This is a genomic window from Pseudomonas sp., assembly GCF_033723075.1.
GTDB lineage: Bacteria > Pseudomonadota > Gammaproteobacteria > Pseudomonadales > Pseudomonadaceae > Aquipseudomonas.
In genome coordinates, this window is the sequence record NZ_JAWVXU010000031.1 from 24,947 (window position 1) to 36,232 (window position 11,286).

The following is an 11,286-nucleotide window of genomic DNA, read 5'->3' on the forward strand; positions in this document are numbered from 1 at the left end:
TCCGTGGAGTCAGGGCACGCTGTCCACCTGAACGGGCTGGTTTGCCGACCGCCCCAGACACCACAAGCGCATTACCTCCGAACTCCGCTCGCGTAGTAGCTGTGCAGCGCCCGAGCAGGCGGCGTCCAGCGTCATCGGCCCCGAGGTAATGGAAAAGGCCGCGCTGATACCGATGCCACGCAAGCGCTGATAACCTGCGCCAAGCGTACCGGCGATCGCAATGACAGGAACGCCGGCAGCCATGGCAACAGCTGCAACTCCGGCCGGGGTCTTACCGTAAAGCGTTTGTTCGTCGATTCTGCCTTCCCCGGTAATCACCAGGTCAGCACCTTGAACGGCTTCGGCCAGGTTTGACAGATCCGCGACGAGTTCTACACCCGGACGGAAACTGGCGTGCAGGAACATCTTGGCGGCGTAGCCAATACCACCTGCGGCACCAGCGCCCTTGAATCCACGCTCATCCCGCCCGAACGTCGACATGCAAATATCCGCGTAGTGCTCCAGGGCAGAGTCTAGGGCCAGCACCTGCTCAGGTGTGGCCCCCTTTTGTGGGCCAAATACATGGGAAGCCCCCTTCGGACCGCATAGCGGGCTATCAACGTCACAGGCCACTTCGAAAGCAATGGCTTGTAGGCGTGCATCCAGCGCACCCAGCTCCAGATAGTGGAGACGCTGTAGATCAAGCCCACCCTGGGCTATCGCTACACCGGAGCTATCAAGAAACAGTGCTCCCAGTGCGCGCAACATCCCACTACCACCATCGTTGGTTGCGCTCCCGCCGAAGCCAAGGATGATCCGCTGTGCACCAGCCTCGATGGCCTCGACAATGAGCTGTCCGGTGCCATAGGTGGATGCCTTGCAGGCATCGCGATCGGCCGGGGCAACCAGGTGGATACCACTGGCAGCGGCCATCTCGATCACCGCGGTCAGCGTGCCTGGCAACCAGCCCCATTGAGCGGTGACCGGTTGCCCCAGCGGCCCCTCTACTTCGCTATACCGGCGTTCACCGTGGGTGGCAGCCAGAACGGCGTCTAACGTGCCCTCACCACCATCAGCCATCGGCACGCAGAGAATTTCAGCATCTGGCATGGCATCACGCACGCCAGCGGCAATTGCCTGTGCTACACACTCTGCCGACAGGCTTTCCTTGAACGAATCTGGGGCAATGACGATTTTCATGCTGGCTCCGGCGATCAGGTTTATCGGTATACCTCATTCTTGCGCACTGGAACGGCCGGGGGCGCGTGAGAGGCTACAAAGATTAGCTCGATAGGCGCTGGACAGACGGTCCGGCAGACAGCCTCAAGCCGGCGCGAGCATCAGTCCGAGGTAGAGGCTCAGCATCCCATCAGAGGAGTTGAAGCCTCATAGAGAGCCAACCAACCAGGCCATTCAACAGAGTTGAGCACCTTACGTCCAATCGGCAGCCGCGTGAGGCATGGCAAAGGCCTACCGCCCCGACTGACCGAGGCCCAATGCCGCTGGAGTTCTCGTCGGTTGATTCGGTTTCGCCCTTACCACCGGGGGACTGTTCGAGCCCACCATGCTGCTCACGCTAATAGCGCATCTGCAGAGGCCAGCGTCCATGGAGCCGAACAGACAGCCAATGCCAGAGCATCTCCCTGGGCTGCTCTCTGGCACCGCTATCGACAAATGACGCTTCGCCATTTGAGGAAAATGGCGAGATCTCGTATCAGATGCAGCGGATAGTGCCAGGCGCCGCCTGAAAAGGCATCGGCGCACAAGTAGAGCGCGTTTCAAAGAAGAGGCAACGGGCCACAACTCCTGTGAACGGTCACATTGGGGTCGATTCCGCACGCTTACAGAAAGGAATAAAGCACCAGAAACAGAATAGCCCGCCTAAAAAGGCGGGCTATTCCATGTAGACATCACGTAGGAGCGAAACTAATGTTCGCCCCAGACGGCTGCAAGACTGGCAAGGCGGTACAGCAATAGCCTTCCTGGAACTACATGCCACCATGCTGAAAATGGTGGGTCGTGTGGGATTCGAACCTACGACCAATTGGTTAAAAGACAATTGGCCCGGGAGCGTCTAGGAAGGGTCTCTAAGAACCCGCAGAAGCCCGGCCAGCTAGCTGTTGCAGCCTCTAATGAATTCACATTAGAGGCGCTCTACCATGAAAACCGCATCGATCGTATCGACCAAAGGTGGCCCTGGGAAAACCACAACAGCGGCCAGCCTCGGCGCTTTTTGCGCTGATGCCGGCCTAAGAACACTCCTGATAGACCTGGACCCCGTCCAGCCCTCACTTTCCTCGTATTACCCATTACTTGAAGAAGCGCAGGGCGGAATCTACGACCTGCTCGCCTTCAACGTGACGGACTGTACCCGGATCGTTTCCAGCACCACCATCCCGAATCTGTCGCTGGTGATCTCCAACGACATCAACAACCATCTGATCAACCTTATCCTGCAAGCTCCCGACGGCCGGCTTCGCCTGGCCAACCTGATGCCGGCGTTCGAAGACCATTTCGACCTGGTCCTGATCGACACCCAAGGCGCCCGCTCGGCCATGCTGGAGATGGTTGTCCTAGCTTCCGACCTGGCTATCTCCCCTCTCCAACCTAACATGCTCACCGCCCGCGAATTCAGCCGCGGCACGATGCAGATGCTGGATGGGCTACGCGCCTATGGACGTCTGGGCTTGAACATCCCACCGGTCCGCATCGTGGTCAATTGCCTGGACCTGACCGCCGACGCCCAGATGATCTACCAGTCGGTTCGCGAGATATTCCAGGACAACCTCGAGATCAGCGTCCTGGACTGCACCATTCCTGCCGCTGTTGTGTTCCGCAACGCCGCCTCCCGTGGAATCCCGGCGCACCGGCTTGAATACCGCCAGCCATCCAACCGCCAATCTCCGTCCGCGCTCAGCATCATCCGCAGGCTGGCGATCGAAGTCTTCCCCGAGTGGCACGACCGCTTTGAGTCCGTCACCGAGGAGACGATGGCCGCGCTGGTTAAAGGGGGGCGCTGATATGGCGAAGTCCTCCATCACCGAAGCCAAGAGCATCACTGCCGAGGCGATTCTCAAGCTTGGTCAGTTCTACAGCGCACAGGAACTGCGGGGCATGCAGTCGAAACTGACCGGAGCAGCTCGGGAAGTCCGGGCGCTGACCGGTAACAAAGGCCTGATCTCACGAATTGGCGAGTTGCTGACTCACGAGCAGCGGCAGTTGCTTCGCGATGCCGCGAGCTTGGTCGAGTCGGTAAATGCCAACCTGGAACACGCCAAGGAGAAGCGCCTTCGCGACGAAAAAGCAGCTGCAGTAAGGCTGAAAGAGCGTGAGTTGCAAGCGAAGCAACTCGTGAGTGAATCGTTTCCCCTGCCTTGCGACACTCCGGAGCAGATGCTCGAAGTAATCCGCCTAGGCCTGACTCTCAACCATGCCCGGGCTTTCCAGAGCTTCTACAGCCCCTGGGAGTTTTCTCAGAAGCTTCGGCAATCCGCGACTCTCCCACCTCAAACCAAGCCATTCCGAAATGACTGGGGCTTGGAGAAAGAACTCAAGCATCAGGCCTCTTACCTGCGGGACGACATCCGCAGGGAGCTTACTGATCTCCCCGCACATAACATCGACAACATGAGCGTCAAGGACAAGCACGCTGTCCTGCAAGCAAAGATCGCGGAAATCCGTACACGTGTCCTCGAGCAGGAGACCGAAACTCTTGGCGTATGGGTCGCGGCCCTCGCCTCCCTGGAAAAGAGGGAGGGCGAGTAATGGACAAGCAGAAGGTCCTCAACAAAGTGGCCAAGCTCATGGCGCTGGCCAACTCAAAGGGAGCAGCCCCCAACGAGGTGGAAACCGCGCTCCGCCAAGCGCGCAGCCTGATGAAGCAGTACAACCTGGAGATCATCGAGGTTGCAGCTCACGCTGTCGATGAGGCGAGTGTGGTCACCAACACCCGCCGCGCCCCCCAAGACTGGCTGCACACACTGGCATCAATCTGCGCGACCGCCTTCGACTGCAGCCACCTTGCCTATTTCAACCCCCTGTGGGGCTGGTCGTTCAAGTTTCTCGGCAAGGGCATTTCCCCAGAACTGGCGGCTTACGCCTACTCCACCCTTCACCACCAGCTGGTCGCCGCTCGCCGTGATCATGTTGCCCAACAGAAGCGCTGCCAGCTGAAGACCAAGCGTCGGCGGGGCCAGTTGTTCGCTGAAGGTTGGCTAAGGGCCATTTCCTCCAAGGTTGCCCAGTTCGCCGACGGCATGGACGAAACGACCCGGGAGGAGATCAAGGCCTATCTGGAGATCCATCACCCCCAGTTGAAGGAAATCACCATCGAACCGCTGAAGGCCAAAGGTCACGACAGCGGATCGCTTCGTGCCGGCTGGGACCAGGGCAAAAAAGCGAACCTGCATCGCGGTGTCGCACAAGAACGCCAAGCGTCCCTGGCCTATGGAGGTGGCCAATGATGCATCTCGACCTCTCCCCTCCTCATTCGGTGGAGGCTGAACAAGGTGTCCTGGGCGGCCTGATGCTGGATAACAACACCTGGGATCTCATAGGGGACCAACTGCTTGCCGAGGACTTCTTCCGCCACGAGCACAAGATGATCTTCCAGGCTGTTGCCCGCCTCGCGACGAAAGGCCACCCATTCGACATAGTCACGTTAGGCGAGGCGCTGGCTGAGCCGGCAGAGGTCGGGGGCCTGCCCTACCTCGTCGAACTGGCCAAGAACACCCCCTCGGTGGCCAACATCGAGCATTACGCCAACATCGTGCGCAATCGTTCGCATCTACGTCGCTTGATGTCTCTGGGCTACCTCTGCTCCAGAGAAGCATCCGATCAGCAGGCGGACGCGTTCGAAGTCCAGGAGTCCGTCGAGCAAAAGCTGTTCGCCCTTGGCCAAGACCGCAGCGCTTCCGAGTTCATCAACCTCACCCAATGCATCACGAATGTCATCGAGAAGATCGATGAGCACTTCAACGGCAATGTGACGGTGACAGGTGTGGCATCCGGCCTGGGCGACCTGGATGAGCTGACCGCAGGCTTCCAACCTGCCGACCTGATCATCCTAGGTGCTCGACCGTCGATGGGTAAAACGTCCTTGGCCCTTAACTTCGTGGATACAGCCCTGCAGAACAAGCCCCAGGAAACCGTTCAGGTTTACAGCCTGGAAATGCCGGCTGAAGCGCTGATCTACCGCTTGATGGCCATTCTGGGTCACCTCGATCTCGGCAAGCTGCTGAAAGGCCGTCTGGATGATGACGACTGGCCGCGGTTGACTGCGGCTGTCGCACGGATGCACGGCTACGGCGATCGCCTAGTCATCGACGACTCCTCCGGCCTGACGCCAACAGCCATACGGGCCAAGGCTCGCCGCGCTGCGCGCCGGTTCGGCAAGCCCGCTCTGATCCTGGTCGACTACCTGCAGTTGATGCGCTGCCCCGGGCAGGAGAACCGGGCCAACGAGATCAGCGAGATCTCGCGTGCCCTGAAGGCCTTGGCCAAGGAGATGAACTGCCCCGTCGTCGCCCTCTCCCAGTTGAACCGGGACCTGGAGCGCCGCCCGAACAAGCGCCCCATCAACGCGGATCTCCGTGACAGCGGCGCCATCGAACAGGACGCCGACGTGATCATGTTCGTCTACCGCGACGAGGTCTACCACCCAGAGACCGAGTTCAAGGGCATCGCCGAAATCATCATCGGTAAGCACCGCAACGGCCCCACTGGGACGGTGCGCACCGCCTTCATTCCTCACCAGACCCGCTTCGCAAATCTCAGTGCCAACAGCGATTGGCAAGGAGTCCATGCATGACCACCACCGCCCTAACACCGCTGACGCACCATTGCCGCAATTGCGATGCCCACCATCCGCGCCATCAGGTTCGCCAGTGCATTCCTGCCGAGAACACGCCTGAAGGTGAGGTCGAGGTGCTGGTCTGCCCGATTTGCGGTAGCTACGACCTCGAGCAGCTGCAGGAGGTCGATCGTGCACAGTAGCGCAGCCCACTTCCCGTCAATCCCAGCCAGCGTCCCTTTCGACGCTTCGGCGGTTGCCCATGCCCACCGCGTCGGCGTGAATGCCTTCGAGCTCGATGCAATTGCACAGGTGATCAACCGGCTGACCCGCGACGACAACACGGTAGTGCCGGCGAGCATGCAAGCCGACCTGACCGAACTGCAGGAGCTCGGCTACGTCGAGCTGTCTCCAACCACCAGCGGAACGGTGTCGGTCAATCTGCTTTGCCCTGGTGCTCTCCTGTCGAGTTACTTCTGGTCGGTCTGGGTGCCACGTCACCTGCTGGATCGCGCCTTGAAGGTGTCTGTTCTGCCCTACCTTGACGCCCAGTCAGAGGTGCAGCACTGCACCGTAGTGTTCCGCATTCCTGGCCCCCGCGAGGCAACCCGCGAGTTCCTGACGGACTTGGGCACGAAGTTCCCTGGCCATGAACCCGAGATCATCGCCATCCAGGTCGGAAACGGCCTGGATGACAAGGAGCGGACGGTATGAGTACCGACCCAGCTTCGCGACCAGTTGACGCTCCATTGAATCGAACCCGACCGAATTTGGAGATTGCCATGGCCAACAAGCCGCAACGCAAAGAAGAAGAGAAGTTCGTCGTCCGCCTGCCCGCCGGCATGCGCGACCGGATAGCCATCAAAGCCCGCGTCAACTCACGCTCGATGAACGCCGAGATCGTTCATCGCCTCGAGCGGGCTACCGACCTCGAGGTCGAGCTGGAGCGCGCGCACCAGATCATCGACAGGCTGCTGTCCGGCTCGAAGGCAACAACTGCTGAAGCTCTGGAGTCCAGAACATGACAAAGCCCACCGTAGCCTCCCTGAAGGACAAACTACTGCAGCCCGGCTTTCAGCCGCTGTCTCCCGCAGCCCAGCGTTTCAGCGATCCGATCGCCGACACCCCGATGGTGCTGACCCTGGACGATATCCTTCCCTACGACTCGAACCCCAGGACCACCCGCAATCCGAAGTATGCGGAAATCAAGGAGTCGATCCGGCAACGCGGGCTGGACGCCTCGCCCCCAGTCACCCGGCGCCCCGGGGAAGATAAGTACCGCATTCGCAACGGTGGCAACACGCGACTGGCCATCCTTAATGAGCTCTACCGCGAGACCGGCGACGAGAAGTACTTCCGCTTCAACTGCCTGTTCCGCCCCTGGGATCAGGCCCGCGGCGAAATCATCGCACTGACCGGTCACCTGGCGGAAAACGATCTGCAGGGCCAGCTCATGTTCATCGAGCGGGCTGTTGGGATCGACAAAGCTAAAGCCCTCTATGAGGAAGAGGCAGGCAAACCCATTTCCCAAAGTGAATTAGCCCGCCGTCTAAGCGCTGATGGCTATCCGGTCTCCCAGCCCCACATCAGCAAGATGCAGGACACCATCCGGCACTTACTCCCGGCTATCCCAGGGGTACTTTACTCGGGGCTAGGAGTTGACCGAATCAGCAAGCTGCTATCGCTACGCAAGACTGCACTGCAGTGCTGGGAGCGCCACAACAAAGATGAAAGCATCGAGTTCGAGATGCTGTTCCAGGATGTCCTGGCCCAGTTCGAGGGTGACGCCGAGGAATTCCTGTCCCAGCGTTTCCAGGACGAGCTGATCGCCCAGCTGAAGACACCGCTGGGCATGGGCTATGAGGCCATTCTCCTGGATATTACCCAGAACCAGGATCAGCTTCGACGCTCTACCCCGGTGGTGAGTCTGCCTCAGACGCTACCCCCTTCCCCACAGCCGGAAGCAGATATCCAGCAACCGCTCGCGCCACCGGCGCCGAGCACAACAGAGCTGCCGCAGAACGCCCAAGGCAATGGCCTGGAGCCCGAGTTACCCGGCACCCACAGCCAGGATGGGAGCGCTACACCTCCACCGACCAACGAGGCCCCTGCTCGCCAACAGCGGAAAGTTGCGCCGCCACCTGTAGAGCAGATGACCCAGGATGAGCGTCAAGCACGGGTCGACGGTCATGTGGCCAGCCCGGTTACGACCTCGCCTCGCGTCCAGCAGATGAAGCAAAAGCTGGCCGCCTTGGATGGCGAGGTTCTGCCCGACTTCAATGCGAACGCCCTGGTGTCCATCCCTGTGCAGGCAGGAGGTCTGCACCCCATTTCAGACCTCTGGTACATCGAGCGCGACATCGACACGCCAGACGTCCTGCGTCAGCACATTGCCGAGCTGGCCCGTGAGATCGCCAGTTCGGCGGACGCCCCGGGCGAGTTCGTCGACGTAGCGGGTGGGATCGGCTTCCGCTATCGCCATCCGGCGGAAGATGTCGAAGTCACTGCTACAGCCCAACACACCCTGACGCTGCTTCAGTCCCTCAGTGGCTCGATGAGCATCGCCCTGAAGATGCTCGAGGAGCACCCCGAACAGAAGGACGCGCTAGGCGAGTTCGAATTCGCAGCAGGCCTCGGTCAGATCCTGCTGGGCCAGCCCCTTGCCAAGGACCAGAACCCTGACGACTCCGGTCGACTGAGCGACGGCGCACTGGTGAAGCTCTTTCGCATCGTCCGCCTCGCGCGTCGCCTGATCGACCTGGAAATCCAGGCCTTCAACGGCACAACACCACCGACCGACAGCTGAGTACGGACAATCGCAGGAGGGAGTCGCAATGTCCAAATCACCGATCAACGAGGCCATCCTGTCGCAGGTGCTCAATCACATGCGCAATGGTCAGCTCAGGCGGTGCATAGAGATGGGATTGGAGCCAGAGATTCTGGCCCAGCTCCAGCAACCCGCAGTGCTGAGCCTTCTCCTCAACACCCCTGTGTCTTGGTGCCACGTCACCATCGACACTGAGATGGTGAAGAAGCTGCTCACCAGCGCCGAACGCTCGGACGAAGAGTTGCGCATGATTGAGCGCGCGCTCCGTCTGGGCGCGACGACCACCATGCTGCAACAGTTCTTCGGCCTATCTCCACAGGATGTAGCGCTGCAGCGCCTCATGATGGGTGTCCGCGTTCGCCGCGGTCGCTGGCGGGAATTCAGTGAAGACCAGGACGCCCTGCTCTGGTACCGCTGGACCCACCTGATGAAAGAGCACCAGGTCGAGATCAAGGACAGCCTGGCCATGCTCGACATCGCCATGATGGTGGCCGAGGAGCTGAACACCCCCCAGGAGCCGGAGGCCGAAGACAGCACCGAAAGCCTCAGCCTGGCCATCATCTGGAACCGTATCCAGACCTGGATCAGCGAAGGTTTTTACCCTCCATCCCGGGAGAACTCCTGGAAGCCCAGAAAACTTCACCTGGTCGCTTCCCAGGCGCAACGGCAACAGCAGCTTGCATTGGCCTCGGTGGAAGGTGACCCCGACCTATGAAGCTTTCGCGGTTTCCTATTTCTACGCTCCTGGACTCGGCCACGGGACACCTCGAGGCCCATTTGCTTCAAAAGAAGGAGAAGGCAGCAGCCGGGGCCACCTCCCCCTCTTCTTACTCCGGCATCATCTTCAGCGGGAACCCTCACGAGACGGTGCCCCGTCGTTTGCTGCTGGATGACCGGCTGACGCCTCTGGAGCGCAATGCCTGGCAGGTATTCCGTCTTCTGGTCAATGAGGATGGCATCACAGCCTTCCCGACCTACGACCAGCTTCGCCCCTACCTGGGCATGCACCCGGGCAAACTCGCCTCGCGGGAAACCATCGCCAAGGCGCTGACGGTCCTCCGCCTGACCCGCTGGCTCAGTTTGGGCCGTCGAGTACGCAACGACCTCAGCGGACAGGTCCAGGGTAATGTTTACTTGCTTCACGATGAGCCCGTCAGCCCGGCCGAGGCGCTGGAGTTCGACAGGGACTACATGCAGTTGCTCGGCCAATCCATGGAACACCCCAATCGTGCGATCCGCGAAGTGGCCGAGATCACCTGGCGTGAATTCGCCAGCGACCACGATGTTGGCCGGCGCCTACCCTCCCGCATGGAAACGGTTGAGGACCGTTTGAACAGCCAGCAGTGGGCAATCGAAAGCAACCTGGCAGCGCTGCCAGCACCTGATTTCGGATTCCGAACTAAGCCAGACATCACCCCGTCTGCACTGATTTCGGATTCCGAACTCAGCGACAACTCAGCGAATCAAGGCACTCTGGCCCTCAGTTCGGAATCCGAAATCAGCCAGAAATCACAGAGGTCGGCCTTAGTTCGGAATCCGAACTCATATAGTACGTATACAAATACACACCATGATGTATGTAAAAGCTCTGTACCGCGCGCAGAGCCAGACGCCATGGCTCGGTGGCTGATCGGCCTGGAACGCTTGCCATCGGAGCAGAAGTTGAAGGCAGTGAGTGCCATGCAGCGAGTGCCTACCGAGTTACGGCCCGCTGTCATCGAGCAATGGCTGCATCGCTGCGACGCCGGTGGGGTTCGCAACCCTTTGGGCTACTTGCTCAGCTGCGTTCAGCGGGCGATTCGTGGTGAGTTCAACATTGACTGGCGACCCGAGACCTCCCTACCTCCAGCGGGCCCGACACCAGGCGCAGTAGCTGCTGCTGGTTCCCCAGTACATCCCCCAACTCGGAGCGGTGCGGCAACTGCTGCGGTTGCGGCTGCGGTCAGAACACCTGACACGGTACGAACGGCCAGGGAGCAGCTCAATGCGATGCAGCACCTGCTGAAGCCGCGGCTGGTCAGCACAAACCAGACGTGAACAACCAGAGTCAATCATGCAATCGAAGAGGAGCAACAGAATGGAAAACGATAGGGCCAAGCTGATCAGATCCGGCTTGAAGGGCATGGCGGTGGATCTGCTGGGATTGCTGCTGGGGGCACCACTGATGATCCTCGCCTTGGTAGTGATCCTGATATGCGTCTATGTGGTGGTGGCAAGCTTTGCTGGGATCGCGGAATTCCTCCCCTTGCGAATCTTCTGGGCAAAAACAGTTGTGGCTGTGGTTGTGACAGCGATGCTGTATGCCGCCACCATCCAACTTCACCGCTCACTCCCGGATGTGCTGATGAAACGAGGCAAAGCATACGAGCGGGCGAAGAACGTGGCATTGGCACGGAAGCGTTTGGCGTCTCGTGATGCCTATACCGATCCGCGTCGCAATATCTGACCCAGTTCAGTGATCCGGGCATCGGTGCCGACGGGCAGCCAGGTGTTGCGGCCCGCGACACTCCGACCATGACTAGGCAGCGGTGCTGACAGGCAACTGAGCTATTCGGCCCGAATAGCTCCAGCCAGGACCAGGCAGCGGTGCCGACAGGCAACTGAGTTATTCGGCCCGAATAGCTCCAGCCAGGACCAGGCAGCGGTGCCGACAGGCAACTGAGTTATTCGGCCCGAATAGCTCCAGCCA

12 protein-coding genes are annotated in these 11,286 nt (G+C 60.1%); 11 read left to right on the plus strand and 1 reads right to left on the minus strand.

The features are described 5' to 3' along the window. Positions 1-9 precede the first annotated feature (9 nt). Positions 10-1,179, minus strand: a complete 1,170-nt coding sequence (locus tag R3355_RS22720; RefSeq protein ID WP_318963365.1) for a glycerate kinase — start codon at positions 1,177-1,179, stop codon at positions 10-12. A gap of 959 nt (positions 1,180-2,138) precedes the next feature. Between R3355_RS22720 and R3355_RS22725 the strand changes: the two genes are divergently transcribed. The 11 genes from R3355_RS22725 (at position 2,139) to R3355_RS22775 (ending at position 11,043) form a co-directional block, all read left to right on the plus strand. Then, positions 2,139-2,999, plus strand: coding sequence for a ParA family protein (locus R3355_RS22725; RefSeq protein WP_318963367.1), 861 nt, complete (start codon positions 2,139-2,141; stop codon positions 2,997-2,999). Position 3,000: 1 nt separating this feature from the next. Beyond that, positions 3,001-3,744: a hypothetical protein gene (locus tag R3355_RS22730; protein ID WP_318963368.1), complete on the plus strand. Its 744-nt coding sequence runs from the start codon at positions 3,001-3,003 to the stop codon at positions 3,742-3,744. After that, complete coding sequence (locus R3355_RS22735) at positions 3,744-4,442, plus strand: DUF2786 domain-containing protein (protein WP_025167032.1); 699 nt, start codon at positions 3,744-3,746, stop codon at positions 4,440-4,442. The genes R3355_RS22730 and R3355_RS22735 overlap by 1 nt, the downstream gene beginning before the upstream one ends. Then, positions 4,439-5,788: a replicative DNA helicase gene (gene dnaB, locus R3355_RS22740; RefSeq protein ID WP_318963370.1), complete on the plus strand. Its 1,350-nt coding sequence runs from the start codon at positions 4,439-4,441 to the stop codon at positions 5,786-5,788. Before R3355_RS22735 ends, dnaB begins: the two co-directional genes overlap by 4 nt. Next, positions 5,785-5,973 carry a hypothetical protein gene (locus tag R3355_RS22745; protein ID WP_318963371.1) on the plus strand — a complete coding sequence of 63 codons (189 nt, stop codon included), beginning with the start codon at positions 5,785-5,787 and terminating at the stop codon, positions 5,971-5,973. The genes dnaB and R3355_RS22745 overlap by 4 nt, the downstream gene beginning before the upstream one ends. Further along, positions 5,963-6,484, plus strand: a complete 522-nt coding sequence (locus R3355_RS22750) for a hypothetical protein (protein WP_318963372.1) — start codon at positions 5,963-5,965, stop codon at positions 6,482-6,484. Before R3355_RS22745 ends, R3355_RS22750 begins: the two co-directional genes overlap by 11 nt. A 68-nt stretch (positions 6,485-6,552) precedes the next feature. Beyond that, a complete protein-coding gene (locus R3355_RS22755; protein WP_318963374.1) occupies positions 6,553-6,795 on the plus strand; it encodes an Arc family DNA-binding protein in 243 nt (80 codons plus the stop codon). Next, complete coding sequence (locus R3355_RS22760) at positions 6,792-8,576, plus strand: ParB family protein (RefSeq protein WP_318963375.1); 1,785 nt, start codon at positions 6,792-6,794, stop codon at positions 8,574-8,576. The genes R3355_RS22755 and R3355_RS22760 overlap by 4 nt, the downstream gene beginning before the upstream one ends. A gap of 28 nt (positions 8,577-8,604) precedes the next feature. Next, positions 8,605-9,312, plus strand: a complete 708-nt coding sequence (locus tag R3355_RS22765) for a DUF2857 domain-containing protein (protein WP_318963377.1) — start codon at positions 8,605-8,607, stop codon at positions 9,310-9,312. Beyond that, positions 9,309-10,634, plus strand: a complete 1,326-nt coding sequence (locus tag R3355_RS22770; RefSeq protein ID WP_318963378.1) for an STY4528 family pathogenicity island replication protein — start codon at positions 9,309-9,311, stop codon at positions 10,632-10,634. The genes R3355_RS22765 and R3355_RS22770 overlap by 4 nt, the downstream gene beginning before the upstream one ends. Positions 10,635-10,674: 40 nt before the next feature. Beyond that, positions 10,675-11,043 carry a hypothetical protein gene (locus tag R3355_RS22775; protein WP_069901306.1) on the plus strand — a complete coding sequence of 123 codons (369 nt, stop codon included), beginning with the start codon at positions 10,675-10,677 and terminating at the stop codon, positions 11,041-11,043. Positions 11,044-11,286 lie beyond the last annotated feature (243 nt).

What these genes read in the sequence shown, in the direction of transcription:
- R3355_RS22720 (WP_318963365.1), bottom strand. Translation starts at nt 1,179, where the DNA reads ATGAAAATCGTCATTGCCCCAGATTCGTTCAAGGAAAGCCTGTCGGCA.
- R3355_RS22765 (WP_318963377.1), top strand. Translation starts at nt 8,605, where the DNA reads ATGTCCAAATCACCGATCAACGAGGCCATCCTGTCGCAGGTGCTCAAT.
- R3355_RS22755 (WP_318963374.1), top strand. Translation starts at nt 6,553, where the DNA reads ATGGCCAACAAGCCGCAACGCAAAGAAGAAGAGAAGTTCGTCGTCCGC.
- R3355_RS22725 (WP_318963367.1), top strand. Translation starts at nt 2,139, where the DNA reads ATGAAAACCGCATCGATCGTATCGACCAAAGGTGGCCCTGGGAAAACC.
- dnaB (WP_318963370.1), top strand. Translation starts at nt 4,439, where the DNA reads ATGATGCATCTCGACCTCTCCCCTCCTCATTCGGTGGAGGCTGAACAA.
- R3355_RS22770 (WP_318963378.1), top strand. Translation starts at nt 9,309, where the DNA reads ATGAAGCTTTCGCGGTTTCCTATTTCTACGCTCCTGGACTCGGCCACG.
- R3355_RS22760 (WP_318963375.1), top strand. Translation starts at nt 6,792, where the DNA reads ATGACAAAGCCCACCGTAGCCTCCCTGAAGGACAAACTACTGCAGCCC.
- R3355_RS22730 (WP_318963368.1), top strand. Translation starts at nt 3,001, where the DNA reads ATGGCGAAGTCCTCCATCACCGAAGCCAAGAGCATCACTGCCGAGGCG.
- R3355_RS22735 (WP_025167032.1), top strand. Translation starts at nt 3,744, where the DNA reads ATGGACAAGCAGAAGGTCCTCAACAAAGTGGCCAAGCTCATGGCGCTG.
- R3355_RS22745 (WP_318963371.1), top strand. Translation starts at nt 5,785, where the DNA reads ATGACCACCACCGCCCTAACACCGCTGACGCACCATTGCCGCAATTGC.
- R3355_RS22775 (WP_069901306.1), top strand. Translation starts at nt 10,675, where the DNA reads ATGGAAAACGATAGGGCCAAGCTGATCAGATCCGGCTTGAAGGGCATG.